Genomic DNA, 15577 nt, shown 5'->3' on the forward strand with positions numbered 1-15577 from the left:
CAAAGTCGCGCAACCTGACGTTAACTTTTGCGTGTGGGGCTGTATACGCACATCGAAAACGGGAAATTGGGCGGCGAGTCCCCGTCTGGCGGGCTTCCGCGCGACCAGAGCGCCGCCCGTCGCGGCCTGTCCCTGTTTCAGTGGAGCGTGGGCGCCGTCGTGCTGCTGTTGGTGGTCTGGGTCGCCCGCAACGCCTCTCGCGCGCTGTTCGATCAGGCCGCCGCGGTCGCCGGCGTCGGCTTCCTGGGCGTCGCCGGGTGGCGATGTCTTCTGGTGGTCGTCGGCTCGAAGCGGACTCCCGTTCCGGCGGCTCCGGACATCTGGCCGCGCTACACCATCCTCGCCGCCCTCTATGACGAGGCGGAGGTGGTGGGACAGTTGATCGCGCGTCTGGCCGTTCTCGACTATCCGGCAGATCGGCTGCAGGGATTTCTGGTTCTGGAGGCGCGGGACGTCGCGACCATAGCCGCCGCCCGCGCCGCGCCGAAGCCGGACTGGCTGGAGGTCTTCATCGCGCCGCCGGGCGAGCCGAAGACCAAGCCGCGCGCCCTGAACTGCGCCATGCCCTTCGTCACCGGCGATCTGCTGACCATCTATGACGCCGAGGATGCGCCGGACCCCGGCCAGTTGAGGGAAGCCGCGTCGCGGTTCGTGGCTGAGGGCGACGGGCGACTGGCCTGCCTGCAGGCGCCGCTTCGGGTCCGCGCCCCGGACGGATCAACCACGCCCTTCATTGATCGGCAGTTCGCCGCCGAATACGCCAGCCTGTTCGAGACCACCCTGCCCGGCATGGCCCGGCTGGGGCTGCCCTTCCCGCTCGGCGGCACCAGCAATCACTTCCGCGTGGATGTGCTCCGCGCGGTCGGGGGATGGGACTCCTGGAACGTCACCGAGGATGCCGACCTGGGGTTCCGTCTCTGGCGCCGCGGCTGGAGGCTGGGCGTCATGAACCGGCCGACGTGGGAGACCCCGCCGGGGGCGCTGTATGACTGGCTGCCCCAGCGCACGCGCTGGCTGAAGGGCTATATGCAGACGTGGGGCGTGCACACGCGAAACCCACTTGCGCTCGGGCCGAGGGGGCTAATTTCACTGTGCGTGACGCTAGGCGTGGGTCTGGCTTCGGCGGCGCTCTATGGGCCGACGTTGTCGTGGGTGGCGGCGTCTGTGCTGGTGGCGCTGGCGGCGGGCCTGCCGCCGGAAACCTCGCAGTTGGCGCTCAGCGTTCTCGTGCTGGGCGCGGCGACCGCCTGGCTGTCGTGCAAGGTCGGCGCACGGCGGGCGGGCATAGCCTATGGTCCGTGGGACATGATCCGTGCGCCGATCTACTGGTGCCTGCTCAGTCTGGCGTTCAGCCATGCGCTTTGGCGGCTGCTGATCGAGCCCTTCAGGTGGGACAAGACCCGGCATCGGCTGGAGGTCGCGCCCCCGGCGGATGACGCCGCGCTGGACGAAACGGCCCTGCCCGGCCTATCAGCGGCCCATGTCGCCACGCCTGAACCCATCGCCTGAAACGCTCTTTACCCGGGGGTGGCAGGACTACGCCCTGCTGGACAGCGGCAACGGGCTGAAGCTTGAGCGCTACGGCCGCTTCACCGTGGTACGGCCCGAGCCCCAGTGCTTCTGGTCGCCGCGGGATCCCGCGGCCTTCGAGAGGGCCGACGCCACCTTCGCCCCGCAGGCGCAGGACGAGGACGACGACGGCCGCTGGCGCTTCGCCGGCAAGCCGGTCGAGACCTTCCCGCTGGCCTGGCGCGATGTGCGCTTCACCGGCCGCTTCACGCCCTTCCGCCACCTTGCCTTCTTCCCCGAGCAGGCAGCGAACTGGGAGTGGCTGGATGCGCGGGTGCGGACCCTGAAACGCCCGAAGGTGCTGAACCTGTTCGGCTATACCGGCGTGGCTTCTCTGGCCTGTTCGGCGGCGGGCGCAGAGGTGACCCATGTGGACGCTTCAAAGAAGTCCGTCGCCTATGCTCGTGAGAACGCCGAGCAGTCGGGACTGGCCGACCGTCCGATCCGCTGGATCGTCGAGGACTGCCGCAAATATGTGGCGCGCGAGGTGCGTCGCGGTGTGAAGTATGACGGCATCATTCTGGACCCGCCCAAGTACGGGCGCGGGCCGACCGGCGAGGTCTGGCGGCTGTTCGAGGATCTGCCGGGCCTGCTGAAGGATTGCGCCGCCCTGCTGTCGGACGATGCGTCCTTCCTTTTGCTGAACGCCTATGCCGCCCGCATCTCGGGCCTGTCTCTGGCCCACATGATGGCGGAAGCCACGGCGGACCGGGGCGGCGTCATCGACTGGGGCGAGCTGGCGCTGGCTGAGCACGGCAATGACGGAAGGGCCATCGGCCTGAGCTTCTTCGCCCGATGGAGCAAGGATGGAGGGAACGGGCAATGAGCGACCGCCTGATCACCTCCCTGACCAATGAGACGGTCAAGGCCGTGCGCGCGCTGAACATGCGCAAGGAGCGCGAGACCACGGGTCGCTTCCTGGCGGAGGGGCTGAAGTTCATCGGCGAGGCTCTGGATCAGGGCCAGACGCCGAAGCTGCTGCTGGTCGGGATGGAGGCGCGGGAGCATCCGCTGCTGGAGCGCGCCAAGGCCGAGACGCGCAAGGCGGGCGGCGAGGTGATCGTGGTCACCCATCCGATCCTCGAGAAGATCAGCCGCCGGGACAACCCGCAGACCGTGCTGGGCGTTTTCGAGCAGGTCTATACGCCGCTGTCGGCTATCAACCCGAAGAGCGCGCCCTGCTGGGTGGCGCTGGAGCAAGTGCGGGATCCGGGCAATCTGGGCACTATCATCCGCACCGCCGATGCGGCGGGCTGTGGCGGGGTGATCCTGATCGACGACTGCGTGGACCCCTACTCCACTGAGGCGGTGCGGGCGACCATGGGTTCGGTCTTCGCCGTGGCGATCGCGAAGGCGACGACGGCCGGGTTCATAGCCTGGCGGCAGTCCTGGCCGGGCAGCGTGATCGGCACCCGTCTGGACGCGACCCACGGCTATCGCGACGCGGCGATTCAGCATCCTGCCCTCATTCTGATGGGCAATGAGCAGGCGGGGCTGACCGATACGCTCGCGGCCGCCTGTGATGTGAACGTCAAGATTCCCATGCGCGGTCGGGCCGACAGCCTGAACCTGGCCATCGCCACAGGCGTGATGGTCTATGCGGTGACTGACGCCGCCTGAGGCCGCCCGAAGGTGACGGGAGATTCACTTGCCCGGACGACGGGACGGGTGAAGCTTCGGCGCATGCGCTTACTCCTGCTCCTCACCGCCCTCCTGCCCTTCGCGGGGTCCGTTCAGGCCCAGACGACGGACCTGACGCCGGAGGCGTACCGGGCCGACGCCCTGTCGGTCGAAGGGCTGGTGAACCGCCAGTACGCCTATCTGGATCGCTTCCCTGACGGGGTCATGCCGATGACCGAGGCCCTGCGGGCGGAGGCCTCGGCGGTACACGACCGGTCCAGCCTGTTGCGCTATCTCGAGCATGCGCTCACGGCGCTGGCGGACCATCATGCGATCACCGGCAGCTCGTTCCGTGACAGCTGGGCGCTGGTTCCCAGCTACGCGGACCTGTGGGTCGAGCGGGAGGGCGAGGTCTGGCGGATCACCGCCGTGCGTGAAGGCTCCCCGGCCGAGGCGGCGGGTGTAAGGGCCGGCGAGACGCTGGACGCGGTCGGCGGGGTCGTCACGACCGAGGCGGTGCGCGCCTTCTGGAGCGAGATCGGACTGACGCCGGGCGGCGAGCGGGACGGCTATGCGGCGCGGGTGCTGGCGGCGGGGCGGCGGGATCGACCGCGTGACCTGACCATCTCGGGGCGGCGACTGACCCTGCCCAATCTCTACACGGTCAGCGCGGGCGACCGGCCGCCGGTGACGGTGACCGAGGCCGGAGACCGGCTGACGATCCGGTTCAATGACTCGCTGGGGAACAACGACACGGTCGCGGCCTTTGACGCGGCCATGGCGCGGGCCCGTCCTGGGCAGACCGTGGTGCTGGACCTGACCGACACGGCGAGCGGCGGCAATACGGTGGTGGCGCGGGGCGTGATGGGCTGGTTCGTCAGCGAGGCCCGGCCCTATCAGATCCACAACCTGCCCGCCGAGGCGCGGGAGACCGGGGTGCCGCGCCAGTGGGTCGAGCAGGTCCTGCCCCGGGCGGGCAAGCGGTTTGAGGGGCGGGTCGTGGTGCGCGTGGGGCGCTGGACCGGCAGCATGGGCGAAGGGCTGGCGGTCGGGATGGATGCGCTGGGCGCGCGGGTTGAGGGGGACCGGATGGCGGGCCTTCTTGGAGCTATCTACGACCTGCGGCTGGAGAACTCCGGGCTGGCCATCAAGATCCCTGTGGAGCGGCTCCATGCCGTGGACGGGACACCCCGGGAGGCCTTCGTTCCGGTCCGCTGATCACTCCGCCGGCAGGGTGTAGTCCAGGACGTAGCGGTGCTCGCCGTCAGCGATGGTCAGGTGGAAGACGCCGACGAGGCCCTCCAGCGCGCCCGTGCCCGAGCCGGGGACGACGGTGATGGACAGGTCCTGCGCGCCGCGATCCATGATCCCCCGATGGACCAGAAGGAAGGTCCCCTCATGGCCGTCGAGGGCGCCGCGCACCCGCTCCATGGCGACATAGGCGCCCGACTGGTTCGGGCCCATGGAGCCGAGCATCTCGCCCTCCCCGGTTCCGGTGAGGCCGCCGTGGAAGGTCTTGGACAGGGTCATGCGGCCGTGAAGGTCCGCCGCCGCGCCCTCGGCGGGCGGGACCGGTGTGATGGAGACGGTGAACGTTCCGCTGGCCTGATGGGACACGGGGGCCTCCTGTGGGGCGATGGCAAGGCTGACGGCGGCGAGGATGGACGCCAGCATCACGCATCCTCCAGATAGCTGACGCCCGGCGCGGACTTCAGGGCGCCACGCAGGGCGCCGTCGAGGCGGTAGCGGCCGGGCAGCTTCATCTCGACCTCGCGGCGGCCGTCGAGGCTGGCGACGAGGAAGACCTCTCCGCCCTTCCCGCCCGCGGCGGCGGCGCGCTCCAGACGGGTGCGCAGGGCCTCCGGGTCGGCGCCGCGCGCCGAGACGTGGATGCGCAGACCCATCTGGCCGTCGTCGATCAGCGTATCGAGACGGCTGGCGTCATCGCCGAAGAAGCGCACCTCGCCGTCCGAGCTCTTGGCCCGGACCTTGACCATGACTGAAGCCCCGGTCTCCAGCACATCACGGCATTTGCGCAGTTGTTCGGGCGGGAACAGGCATTCGAACTCGCCGGTCGGGTCCGAGAAGGTGACGAAGGCGAATTTCTCGCCGGTCCGGGCGCTGGCCCGCTCCTGACGGCGACGGACCACGCCGGCCATCATGAACGCCTCGTGGCCGCTTTCGGCCAGGGCGGTGGCCTCGGCGACGAAGGTGACGCGCTTGCGCTTGAGCGCCGGGGCCATGTCCTCCAGCGGGTGGCCGGACAGGTAGAAGCCGACGGCGGCCAGTTCCTGATCCAGCTTCTCCGGCCCGACCCAGGGCTCGACCGGCTGGAGGCGCGGACGACCGGCGGCGACCTGATCGCCGCCGAACAGGGAGACCTGCGAGGACGCGCGCTCGGCGGCCACGCTCTGGCAGTAGGCGATCAGCTTGTCGGCCTGTTCGAACAGCTGGCGACGGTTGGAGTGGAAGCTGTCGAAGGCGCCGGCGCGAGCCAGGTTCTCCAGAGCGCGCTTGTTGACGAAGCGCGGATCGACCCGTTCGAGGAAGTCGAAGATGTCGGTGAAGCGGCCGCCCGCCTCGCGCACCTCGACCAGATGCTTCATGGCTTCGAGGCCGACGTTGCGGACGGCGCCCAGCGCATAGAGGACAGCGCCTTCCGGCCCGTCCTGGCCTTCCACCCACTCCACGTCGAAGTCGGCAGAGGACCGGTTGACGTCCGGGGCCCTGACCGGAATATCGAAGCGCCGACAATCCTGATAGAAAACAGCCAACTTATCGGTGTTGCTGAGATCGAGGCTCATCGAGGCGGCGAAGAATTCGACCGGATGGTTGGCCTTCAGCCAGCCCGTCTGGAACGAGATCAGGGCGTAGGCGGCGGCGTGCGACTTGTTGAAGCCGTAGCCGGCGAACTTGGCCACCAGATCGAAGATGCCGCCTGACTGGGCCTCGGATACGCCCTTCTCGGCGGCGCCCCTGACGAAGCGGAGGCGCTGGAAATCCATCTCCTCCTTCTTCTTCTTGCCCATGGCCCGGCGCAGCAGATCGGCTTCCCCGAGAGAGTAGCCGGCCAGGATCTGGGCGATCTTCATCACCTGTTCCTGGTAGATGATGACGCCGTAGGTCTCGGTCAGCGTCTCCTTCAGGCTGTCGTGGAGATAGTCGACCTCGGCCCGGCCGAACTTCCGGTCGATGTAGGTGTCGATCATCTCCATCGGCCCGGGCCGGTACAGGGAGATCAGGGCGGTGATTTCCTCGATCGACCCGCAGCGCATCTTGCGCAGGGTGTCGCGCATGCCCTGGGATTCCAGCTGGAACACCCCGACCGTCTGGCCCGAGGCCATCAGCTCATAGGTGCGGGCGTCGTCCAGCGGCAGCTGGTTCCAGATCGGGGCCAGCCCGCGCCGCGACAGATAGCCGTGGGCGCGGTCCAGCGTGGTCAGGGTCTTCAGGCCGAGGAAGTCGAACTTCACCAGACCGGCCGGTTCGACCCACTTCATGTTGAACTGGGTGGCCGGAATGTCCGAGCGCGGGTCCTGGTACAGGGGCACCAGCTCGGTCAGCGGGCGGTCGCCGATGACGATGCCGGCGGCGTGGGTCGAGGCGTTGCGGTACAGCCCCTCCAGCTCCAGCGCCGTCTCCAGCAGGTTGCGAACCGCCGGTTCGGCGTCGCGAGCCTCCTTCAGGCGCGGCTCAAGGTCGATGGCCTGGGCGAGGGTGACGGGCGCGGCCGGATTGTTCGGCACCATCTTGCAGAGGCGGTCGACCTGACCGAGCGGCATCTGCAGCACACGGCCGACGTCGCGCAGCACGGCGCGGGCCTGCAGGGTGCCGAAGGTGATGATCTGGGCGACCCGGTCCTTGCCGTAGTGCTGCTGGACATAGGTGATGACCTCTTCACGCCGCTCCTGACAGAAGTCGATGTCGAAGTCGGGCATCGAGACGCGTTCCGGGTTCAGGAAGCGCTCGAACAGCAGGCCGAACCGCAAGGGGTCCAGATCGGTGATGGTCAGGGCCCAGGCGACCAGTGAACCGGCGCCGGAACCCCGCCCCGGCCCCACCGGAATATCGTGGGTCTTGGCCCATTTGATGAAGTCGGCGACGATCAGGAAGTAGCCGGGGAAGCCCATCTGGACGATGATCCCGACCTCCCATTCGAGGCGATCCCAATACTCCTGCTCGGGCACGGCGGGCGTGACCTGTTGCAGGCGCAACTTCAGCCCCTCGCGCGCCTGATGGGCCAGTTCGTCGGGCTCGGACCTCCCGGCGCCGGTGTCGAAGCGCGGCAGGATCGGCGCGTGGGTCTTCACCAGGAAGGCGCAGCGGCGGGCGATGTCGAGGGTGGTGTCGCAGGCCTCGGGCAGGTCAGCGAACAGCTCGCGCATGGCGGCGGGCGTCTTGAACCAGTGCTCGCCGGTGATGCGGCGGCGGTCCTCCTGACCGGTGAAGGCGCCGTCGGCGATGCACAGCAGGGCGTCGTGCGACTTCGCCTGCGAGGCCTTGGCGTAATAGACGTCGTTGGTGGCGACCAGCGGGACGTCGTTCTCATAGGCCCAGGCGACCAGACCCCGTTCGGCCTGGGCTTCGGCCGCCAGGCCGTGGCGCTGAAGCTCGACGTACATCCGGTCGCCGAAGGTGGCGAACATCTCGTTCAGGGCGGCGTCGCCGTCGCGGACCTTGCCCTGAACATAGAGTGGATCGACCGGACCGTCGGGGCCGCCGGACAGCAGCAAAAGGCCGTCGGAATGCTCGACGACGGTGCTCCACGGCACGCCCGGCTCGTCGGTCGGGGCGATGTCCAGGTAGGCCGACGACGACAGCTTGCACAGGTTCAGCCAGCCGGCCTCGTTCTGGGCGATCAGGACGACGGTCGGGACCTTGGTCCAGCGTTCGGTCCCCTGCCCGCCGATGCCGGTGATCGGCAGGGCGCAGGCGACGATGGGCTGGACGCCCGCATCCTTGGCGGCCTGGCTGAACTCGAGCGCGCCGAACAGGTTGGCGCGGTCGGCCACGGCCACGGCGGGCATGCCATTGTCCGCCGCCATCTTCGGGATCTTGCCCGCCTTGATCGCGCCTTCCAGCAGCGAATAGGCCGAGCGGACCCGCAGGTGGATGAAGCCCTGACTGTTCAACACCTCGCTCACCGCTTCACCGCTCCGTTCGTCCGCCATCCGTCCATGGTGAACCGAGTCTCACATCCTGGTCGCCGGAAACACCGGAAAGCGACGCGGGGCGGATGTGACCGGGGATGGCCTGTGGACCGGCGCCGGGCGGACCTCGTCGCGCCGGGCGGATGTGCACTCAATTATTTTTTGAGTGCACTTTAGTGGCCTTTTCGATCAGGCGGCGGGGAGCAGCAGGACCGCCTGCCAGACCAGCAGCACGAAACCGGCGCACGACGCCAATGACAGACACTCCCGAACCCAACGCGCCATGACGGCCTCCCGGATATATGTTCTTGTTGTGTTCTATGTTCTTGTTATGTTCACGTCAAGGGGTCGTCAGTTCCGATTGTTCCCGAAGGCGCCACGCGTGAGCAGGATAGTCTTCCAAAAACCCTCGCGATCCAGAATCGTCTGATCAGGCGTGGCGACCGGGCGGTGCTCGAGAAGGGCGAACCGGAAAGCCTTGCGTACATAGTCGAGGTTCGGGTTCGTCACGAGTTGGCGAAGTTCCGCGTTGTTGCCGTGCCCGGTTGCGGCGTATTCGCACCACCGCGACCAGACACCGCCTTGCCCATACGCCGAGCCGACATAGCGTTTCCCCGTCAGAACGTCGGAGATCAGGTAGATGCCCTTGATGCTGCTGAGGGCCGCCATCCAATCAGCCCGTCCTGTGCGCGCCAGATTTTCAAGTTCGGCGAAAGACAGGTCGATACCGTCGAAACCCGGGAATGCGCGACCGCTGTAGGGCTCTGCCAGCACCTCAGACACCTGCATGAGCGGATAGTGGTTTTCAAAGTTCAACCGGACAGAACGGTCTCGGTAAGGATGTCTGATCTTCAATCGGCCGATGAATGCGGATCCCTCGGCGGAGCGGGAGACCACATACTGATCAGCCTTGCGGTCAAGAACATCGAAGATGCCCGTGAATAGCCAGATGTCGGGCTCATGATAGAAGCGAGCGAGCGAGAAGATGCGTGGGCGATTGAACTCGTCCCGAGCTGGTCTGTATTCCTGCCATGTCTGATAATCCGCCGGGCTGTTCACCCACACGTCCAGCGGCTCATGCTGCCGGTTCCACCGCGAGAAGTGGATCTTGAAGGTGGCCGGCGCCGCCAGCGGCCAGATGTCAGACAGAAGGATGGGCGCCGAGACGCCCATCAATAAGCGTGGGCTTCCGCCGGACGCTCTTCCAGGTGCCCGTCCTTGATGGCGAAGACGCGGTCCATGTGGCCGGCCAGTTCCATGTTGTGGGTGGCGATCAGGGCGGCGACGCCGGTGGATTTCACCACGTCGTGCAGGGCCTCGAACACGGTCTGGCTGGTGGCCGGGTCGAGGTTGCCGGTCGGCTCGTCGGCCAGAAGCAGGCGCGGACGGTTGGCCAGGGCGCGGGCCACGGCGACGCGCTGACGCTCGCCGCCCGACATTTGTGACGGCTGGTGGGTCAGGCGGTCGCCGAGGCCGAGGGCGGTCAGAAGCTCCTCGGCGCGGGCGCGGGCGTCGGCCTGTTTCCAGCCGGCGATGCGCAGCGGCAGGGCCACGTTATCGCGGGCGTCGAACTCGGGCAGCAGGTGGTGGAACTGATAGACGAAGCCGATGCGGTCCAGACGGATGTGGGTCCGCTGGCGGTCGCTGAGGGCGGCCACGGCTTCCCCGTCGATCTTCACCTCGCCCTCGGTCGGATGCTCCAGCAGGCCCGCGGCGTGCAGGAGGCTGGACTTGCCCGAGCCGGAGGGGCCGATCAGGCCGACGATCTCGCCGGGCATGATGTCGAGATCGACGCCGCGCAGGACGGTCAGGCCGCCGGCCGCGGTGTCGTAGGTGCGGGTCAGGCCGCGCACCGAAAGGACGGGAGCCACGGTCGTCTTACTCATAACGGAGGGCCTCGACCGGATCGAGCTTGGCGGCCTGCCAGGACGGGATCAGTCCGGCGACGCAGCTCATGAAGAAGGACCAGACGGTGACCCAGAAGACGTCGACCGGATCGACCAGGGCCGGGACGGCGTCCAGCATATAGACGTCGGCGTCGAAGAGCTTGGTCTGGAAGACAAACTCCAGGAAATGCTGGATCGAGCCGATGTTCAGGCAGAACAGCAGGCCGAGCAGCAGGCCGGTCAGGGTGCCCGCCACGCCGATCATGGCGCCGGACAGGAAGAAGATCCGCAGCATGGACGACTGGCTGGCGCCCACGGTGCGCAGGATGGCGATGTCGCGCGTCTTGTTCTTCACCAGCATGACGATGCCGGAGATGATGTTCAGCGCGGCGATGGCGACGACGAGGCCCAGGATGATGCTCATGGCCGCCCGCTCGACCTTCAGCGCGCCCCAGAAGGCGGCGAGGCGGTCGCGCCAGTCGGTGACGACGCCGGTCTGACCGACGGCGCGCTGGACGGGCAGGCGCATGGATTCGACGCGGTCAGGCTGGTCGATCTTCAGCTCGATCACGTCCCAGACGGAATCCTTGCCGTAGAACAGCTGGGCCTGTTCCAGCGGCATGAAGATGAAAGCCTGATCGAAGTCCGTCGTGCCGGAGCTGAACACGCCGCCGACGCGGTAGGTCTTCTCCAGCCCGCCCAGATTGCCGAAGGCGCTGGAGGCGCCGGTGGGCGAATACAGGGTGATGGGATCGCCGATGCGAAGACCCAACCCCTCGGCCAGCGCCTTGCCGATCAGGACGTTGTCGCCGCCGAACTCGCCCCGGCCGAAGCTGCGGATCGCCTCGGGCGTCTCTTCGAGGCTCTCGTAGACGTATTGCATGGAGGGCAGGTCGCCGGGGGCGACGCCGCGCACGATGGCGCCCGTCGTGGCCCCGCCCGCGCGGACGATGCTCTGGTCATTGGTCATCGGGGTGACGAAGGCGACGCCCGGGACGGCCTTCAGACGAGCGACTGCCGCGTCCCGCTCGGGCGAGTTCAGCAGGTCGCCGGACACATACATATGCCCGTTGAACGACAGCATGCGGTCCAGCAGCGTCGCCCGGAAGCCGGCCATGATGCTCATCACCGTGATCAGCGCCATCACGGCCAGCGCGATGGCGACGTAGGAGATGATGGCGATCAGGGCGATGCCGCCCTCCTTGCGCTTGGCGCGAAGGTAGCGGAGGGCCAGTCCGATCTCCCAGGCGGAGAAGGGACCGGCGGGCTTCGTCGGCTTCGTCGGCTGGGCGGCCGGCGTGGCGTTGGTCATCCGATGAGCCTCGAAATGGCTTCGTCCAGCGGCAGGGTCAGTTTCTCGCCGGTGGCGCGGCGCTTCAGTTCGACCACGCCGTCCGCCAGACCCTTGGGCCCGATGGTCAGCTGCCAGGGCACGCCGATCAGGTCGGCGGTGGCGAACTTGCCGCCCGGACGTTCGTCGGTGTCGTCGTAGAGGACGTCCTTGCCCGCGGCCTCGAGGCGGTGAACGGCCTCCTCACAGGCGGTCGAGACGGCTTCGTCATTGGCGCGCAGGTTGATGACCACCACGTCGAACGGGGCCACGGCGTCCGGCCAGATGATTCCGCCCGCGTCGTGGCTGGCCTCGATGATAGCGCCGAGCAGGCGCGACACGCCGACGCCGTAGCTGCCCATGTGAACCGGGGCTTCCTTGCCGTCCGGACCCTGGACGTTGGCCTTCATGGCGGCGGAGTATTTGGTGCCGAAGTAGAAGATGTGGCCGACCTCGATGCCGCGGGCCGAGAGCCGGTCGCCCTCGGCGGTTCCGGCCTCGAAGGCCGCCGCGTCGTGCATTTCCTCGGTGGCGGCGTACAGGGCGGTGCGTTCGTCGAAGACGGCCTGCACGGCCTCGGGGCTGAAGTCGTGGCCGGGCGCGGGCATCTCGACCAGCTTGCGGTCGCAGAAGACCTCGCTCTCGCCGGTCTCGGCCAGAACGATGAACTCGTGCGACAGGTCGCCGCCGATGGGGCCGGTGTCGGCGCGCATCGGAACGGCTTTCAGCCCGATGCGGGCGAAGGTGTTCAGATAGGCCGCGAACATGCGGTTGTAAGCGACGCGGGCGGCGGCCTCGTCGATGTCGAACGAATAGGCGTCCTTCATCAGGAACTCGCGGCCGCGCATCACGCCGAAGCGCGGACGGCGCTCGTCGCGGAACTTCCACTGGATGTGGAAGAGGTTCAGCGGCAGGGCTTTGTAGGACTTCACGAAGCCGCGGAAGATGTCGGTGATCATCTCCTCATTGGTGGGGCCGTACAGCAGTTCGCGCTCGTGACGGTCGGTGATGCGCAGCATCTCCGGGCCGTAGGCGTCGTAACGGCCCGACTCGCGCCACAGGTCGGCGAGTTGCAGGGTCGGCATCAGCAGCTCTACGGCCCCTGCCCGCACCTGCTCCTCACGCACGATCTGCTCGATCTTGCGCAGCACCCGCAGGCCCAGCGGCAGCCAGGCGTAGATGCCCGCCGCTTCCTGTTTGATCAGGCCGGCGCGCAGCATCAGCTGGTGGGAAACGATCTGGGCGTCCGAAGGCGCCTCTTTCAGGGTGGGCAGGAAGTAGCGCGACAGGCGCATGGTCGGGAATCCGGGAGAACAGGCTTGGGAGTGGCAGGTGTAGCCGGGAGGACGGGGCGAAAGCTAGGCGGTGGATGGGGGATTAGGGACTGGGGATTAGGGATCAGGGGCGCGAAGACGCGCCAACGCCTGATCACAGTCCCGGAAATCCTAATCCCTAATCCCTGTTCCCTGATCCCTCAGGGGTGTGGCAAACTGATGCCGTAGCGGGCCGCCAGATAGGGGGCGATGGCGTGGTCCTGAAGGAAACGGCGGCCGGTGGCGGCGCTGGTTTCGGCGTCGGGCCAGTCAAAGGTTCCGTCCAGCACCAGCAGCGGGCAGCTCTGGTGATCCTCGCCGACCTCGGCGATGACCGGCGGACGTGGCCGCGGGTGATCCAGATAGGTGATCAGGAGTTGCTCGCGCAGCGCCGGATAGAAGGACAGCATGCCCTCCACGAAAGCGCCCGGCGGGCAGAACCACGGGCCGCCGGCGTCATCATGCCAGTCGGGATTCAGGAGGTAGAGACGGTCGGTCATGACGAGACCCTAGACCGGCGGCGCCATCGGCGGCAGGGGCATCCAGCCGAAGAAGACCATAATCATGATCACCACCCAGACGATGGCCGAGACCCAGGTGGTGGTGATGAATTTCTTCTTCAGCTGCGGGTTCTCCGGCGCGCCCCACTGGGCGCCGTCCGTTGGCTTGGCCTGTCCCTGCTGATTCATGCCGAGCGGCAGGACGGCGAACAGCACCGTCCACCAGACGACGACATAGATGGCGAACATGGTCAGCGGACCGATGGGCATGACGGGGCTCCACGCCGAAAACAGGCTGAGGTTGCTTTAGCGGCTGTCGGCGGCGGCGAGAAGGCGCGGCGGGTGTCGCACCGACATCTTCGCGAAATGCCCGTTCGCGAAATCACGAACGGACTCCCGAAATCACGTCAACAGCGTGGAGCGGTCTCGAGGCGGACCGGGGCCGCTGCTGCGGTTGCCGTGAACGGAAAAAGGGCGTCGCAGCGGAGGCCGCGACGCCCTTGCTCAGGCCTTCAGGCCGGTTCCGTTACTGCTGCAGCGGGAACGGGTCGGTCGGGTTCGGGCGGGTCGGCAGCGGCATGCGCGGCAGGGGCTCGTCCGAGTTGGCGGCGTTCAGCAGGAAAGACGCCAGAATGACCGCGGCCTGACGCAGGTCCTCGGCGCGCATGTGGTCATAGGTGTCGATCGAGGTGTGGTGCAGGCGCGCGCCGTAGTCGAGCGGGTCCTGGATGAACTGGAAACCCGGGACGCCGACGGTCTGCATGTAGACGTGGTCGGTCGCGCCCGAGGTGCGTAGCGAGACGGTCGTCGCGCCCATCGGGTTGAAGGGCTTCAGCCACTCCTCGAAGATCGGGGCGGCGGCGACGTTACCCTCGGCGTTGATGCCGCGGATCTTGCCCGAGCCGTTGTCGAGATTGAAGTAGGCGACCAGGGAGCCGTGACCCTCGCGCGGCTGGACGGGCCAGCGCTGGCGCCAGGTGCGGTTGTTCGGCAAGGCGTCCAACGCGGCGTCGCCCAGCGGGGCGCGGGTGGCCAGATAGCGGTCCGTGTAGGCCAGCGACCCCCACAGCCCCTGCTCTTCCCCGCTCCACAGCGCGAAGCGGATGGTGCGCTTTGGACGGACGCCCAAGGCGCGCAGGATGCGGGCGGCCTCCATGACCACGGCGCTGCCGGCGGCGTTGTCGACGGCGCCGTCAGCGGCGGCCCAGCTGTCCAGATGGGCGCCGGCCATCACGTATTCGCCCGAACGGCTGGTCCCCGGAATGTCTGCCAGGATGTTGTAGCCGTTGGTGTCTTCCTCGTGGAACCGGACCTCGCTCATCAGTTCGAGGGTCGGCTTGGCGTCTTCGGTCTGGGCCAGACGGGCGAGACGACGATAGTCCTCGGCGGCCAGTTCCATGCCCGGCGTCCTGCGCTGATCGTCCATGCGGTAACCGGTGCCGTTGCCATGCAACAGGCCGCCGTCGCGTTGCGACATGCGAACCCACGCCAGCGCGCCCTCTTCCTGCAGGAAGGCGTCCAGCTGGCGGGCGAAATCCGGGCCGCGCAGGCTGTCGACCGACTGGGCCGAATGGTTGGGGATGTTGTAGGCGTTCCCGGCGTTCTCGAGGTCTTCCTCGGTCAGGCGGCGGAAGGCCGGGTCGGTCGGCTCGGAGCCGGCGGTCGGGCGCGAGACCAGAACAATTTTGCCGGCCAGCTTGCCGCGATAGCGGGCGAAGTCGCCGGCGCTGCTCATCGGGGCGACGATGACTTCGCCGCTGATGGTTCCGGGCGTGGACGGGGTCCAGGCGATGGGGATGGCGCGCAGGTCCAGCGGACGCGGCGCGGTCATGCGGGCGCTGGAGCGGACGACCGACCAGCCACGGCCGAAATCGAACGGATCGGCGCGGACGTTGGTCAGGCCCCAGTCGCGGAAGCGCTGCTGGGTCCAGGCCTCGGCCTGACGCATCTGGGGCGAGTTGGTCATGCGGCCGCCGATGCGGTCGGTCAGGTAGGCGGCGGTGTTCATCACCTCGCTGTGGTTCAGGCCCTGGTCGATGATGCCGTTGATGGCGACCAGATCAGGCGACTGGGCCAGAGCGGGCGTGGCGAGCGGAACGGCCGTCAACGCAATCGCGGTGGCGGACAACAAGGCGGCAAGACGCATGGAAACTCCCCTGAATCACTGAACGGCGGCGATAAGACTGCAAGCCTCGCCTCAGTGCAAAGG

Annotated in this window: 13 protein-coding genes; 4 read left to right on the forward strand and 9 right to left on the reverse strand. The window is 67.7% G+C overall.

Annotated features, from left to right (window positions below; genetic code table 11):
- Window positions 1-66: 66 nt before the first annotated feature.
- From FKQ52_RS07715 to FKQ52_RS07730, 4 genes are all read left to right on the forward strand, one after another.
- Window positions 67-1509 (forward strand): glycosyltransferase family 2 protein, encoded by a 1443-nt coding sequence (locus tag FKQ52_RS07715; protein WP_240811777.1) that lies wholly within the window; start codon window positions 67-69, stop codon window positions 1507-1509.
- A complete protein-coding gene (locus FKQ52_RS07720; protein ID WP_141626643.1) occupies window positions 1481-2395 on the forward strand; it encodes a class I SAM-dependent methyltransferase in 915 nt (304 codons plus the stop codon). Before FKQ52_RS07715 ends, FKQ52_RS07720 begins: the two co-directional genes overlap by 29 nt.
- Window positions 2392-3189, forward strand: a complete 798-nt coding sequence (locus FKQ52_RS07725; protein ID WP_141626644.1) for an RNA methyltransferase — start codon at window positions 2392-2394, stop codon at window positions 3187-3189. Before FKQ52_RS07720 ends, FKQ52_RS07725 begins: the two co-directional genes overlap by 4 nt.
- A gap of 63 nt (window positions 3190-3252) precedes the next feature.
- Window positions 3253-4407: a PDZ domain-containing protein gene (locus tag FKQ52_RS07730; protein WP_141626645.1), complete on the forward strand. Its 1155-nt coding sequence runs from the start codon at window positions 3253-3255 to the stop codon at window positions 4405-4407.
- On the opposite strand, the gene FKQ52_RS07735 is transcribed toward FKQ52_RS07730, so the two are convergent.
- From FKQ52_RS07735 to FKQ52_RS07775, 9 genes are all read right to left on the reverse strand, one after another.
- Window positions 4408-4863: a DUF3224 domain-containing protein gene (locus FKQ52_RS07735; RefSeq protein ID WP_168196812.1), complete on the reverse strand. Its 456-nt coding sequence runs from the start codon at window positions 4861-4863 to the stop codon at window positions 4408-4410.
- Complete coding sequence (dnaE, locus tag FKQ52_RS07740) at window positions 4863-8333, reverse strand: DNA polymerase III subunit alpha (RefSeq protein ID WP_240811778.1); 3471 nt, start codon at window positions 8331-8333, stop codon at window positions 4863-4865. The genes FKQ52_RS07735 and dnaE overlap by 1 nt, the downstream gene beginning before the upstream one ends.
- Before the next feature lie 357 nt (window positions 8334-8690).
- Window positions 8691-9512 (reverse strand): GIY-YIG nuclease family protein, encoded by an 822-nt coding sequence (locus FKQ52_RS07745; protein WP_141626647.1) that lies wholly within the window; start codon window positions 9510-9512, stop codon window positions 8691-8693.
- Complete coding sequence (locus FKQ52_RS07750; protein WP_141626648.1) at window positions 9512-10225, reverse strand: ABC transporter ATP-binding protein; 714 nt, start codon at window positions 10223-10225, stop codon at window positions 9512-9514. The genes FKQ52_RS07745 and FKQ52_RS07750 overlap by 1 nt, the downstream gene beginning before the upstream one ends.
- On the reverse strand, window positions 10218-11537 hold the full coding sequence (locus tag FKQ52_RS07755; protein WP_141626649.1) for a lipoprotein-releasing ABC transporter permease subunit: 1320 nt from the start codon (window positions 11535-11537) through the stop codon (window positions 10218-10220). The genes FKQ52_RS07750 and FKQ52_RS07755 overlap by 8 nt, the downstream gene beginning before the upstream one ends.
- Entirely contained in the window at window positions 11534-12850 is a 1317-nt protein-coding gene (proS, locus tag FKQ52_RS07760) for a proline--tRNA ligase (protein ID WP_141626650.1), read from the reverse strand. The genes FKQ52_RS07755 and proS overlap by 4 nt, the downstream gene beginning before the upstream one ends.
- A gap of 179 nt (window positions 12851-13029) precedes the next feature.
- Entirely contained in the window at window positions 13030-13368 is a 339-nt protein-coding gene (locus FKQ52_RS07765) for a DUF3088 family protein (RefSeq protein WP_141626651.1), read from the reverse strand.
- A 9-nt stretch (window positions 13369-13377) separates the two neighbouring features.
- The gene (locus FKQ52_RS07770; protein ID WP_141626652.1) at window positions 13378-13638 is read right to left on the reverse strand and encodes a DUF1467 family protein; all 261 of its coding nucleotides are present in this window, start codon (window positions 13636-13638) and stop codon (window positions 13378-13380) included.
- 256 nt (window positions 13639-13894) lie between these two features.
- Window positions 13895-15514 carry a M20/M25/M40 family metallo-hydrolase gene (locus tag FKQ52_RS07775; RefSeq protein ID WP_141626653.1) on the reverse strand — a complete coding sequence of 540 codons (1620 nt, stop codon included), beginning with the start codon at window positions 15512-15514 and terminating at the stop codon, window positions 13895-13897.
- Between the last annotated feature and the right edge of the window lie 63 nt (window positions 15515-15577).

The sequence above is a fragment of the Brevundimonas sp. M20 genome (assembly GCF_006547065.1).
In the GTDB taxonomy this organism is placed as follows: domain Bacteria; phylum Pseudomonadota; class Alphaproteobacteria; order Caulobacterales; family Caulobacteraceae; genus Brevundimonas.

Coding starts and splice junctions, on each gene's coding strand:
- FKQ52_RS07720 (WP_141626643.1), top strand. CDS start 1,481: ATGTCGCCACGCCTGAACCCATCGCCTGAAACGCTCTTTACCCGGGGG.
- FKQ52_RS07725 (WP_141626644.1), top strand. CDS start 2,392: ATGAGCGACCGCCTGATCACCTCCCTGACCAATGAGACGGTCAAGGCC.
- FKQ52_RS07730 (WP_141626645.1), top strand. CDS start 3,253: ATGCGCTTACTCCTGCTCCTCACCGCCCTCCTGCCCTTCGCGGGGTCC.
- FKQ52_RS07735 (WP_168196812.1), bottom strand. CDS start 4,863: ATGCTGGCGTCCATCCTCGCCGCCGTCAGCCTTGCCATCGCCCCACAG.
- FKQ52_RS07745 (WP_141626647.1), bottom strand. CDS start 9,512: ATGGGCGTCTCGGCGCCCATCCTTCTGTCTGACATCTGGCCGCTGGCG.
- FKQ52_RS07750 (WP_141626648.1), bottom strand. CDS start 10,225: ATGAGTAAGACGACCGTGGCTCCCGTCCTTTCGGTGCGCGGCCTGACC.
- FKQ52_RS07755 (WP_141626649.1), bottom strand. CDS start 11,537: ATGACCAACGCCACGCCGGCCGCCCAGCCGACGAAGCCGACGAAGCCC.
- proS (WP_141626650.1), bottom strand. CDS start 12,850: ATGCGCCTGTCGCGCTACTTCCTGCCCACCCTGAAAGAGGCGCCTTCG.
- FKQ52_RS07765 (WP_141626651.1), bottom strand. CDS start 13,368: ATGACCGACCGTCTCTACCTCCTGAATCCCGACTGGCATGATGACGCC.
- FKQ52_RS07770 (WP_141626652.1), bottom strand. CDS start 13,638: ATGCCCATCGGTCCGCTGACCATGTTCGCCATCTATGTCGTCGTCTGG.
- FKQ52_RS07775 (WP_141626653.1), bottom strand. CDS start 15,514: ATGCGTCTTGCCGCCTTGTTGTCCGCCACCGCGATTGCGTTGACGGCC.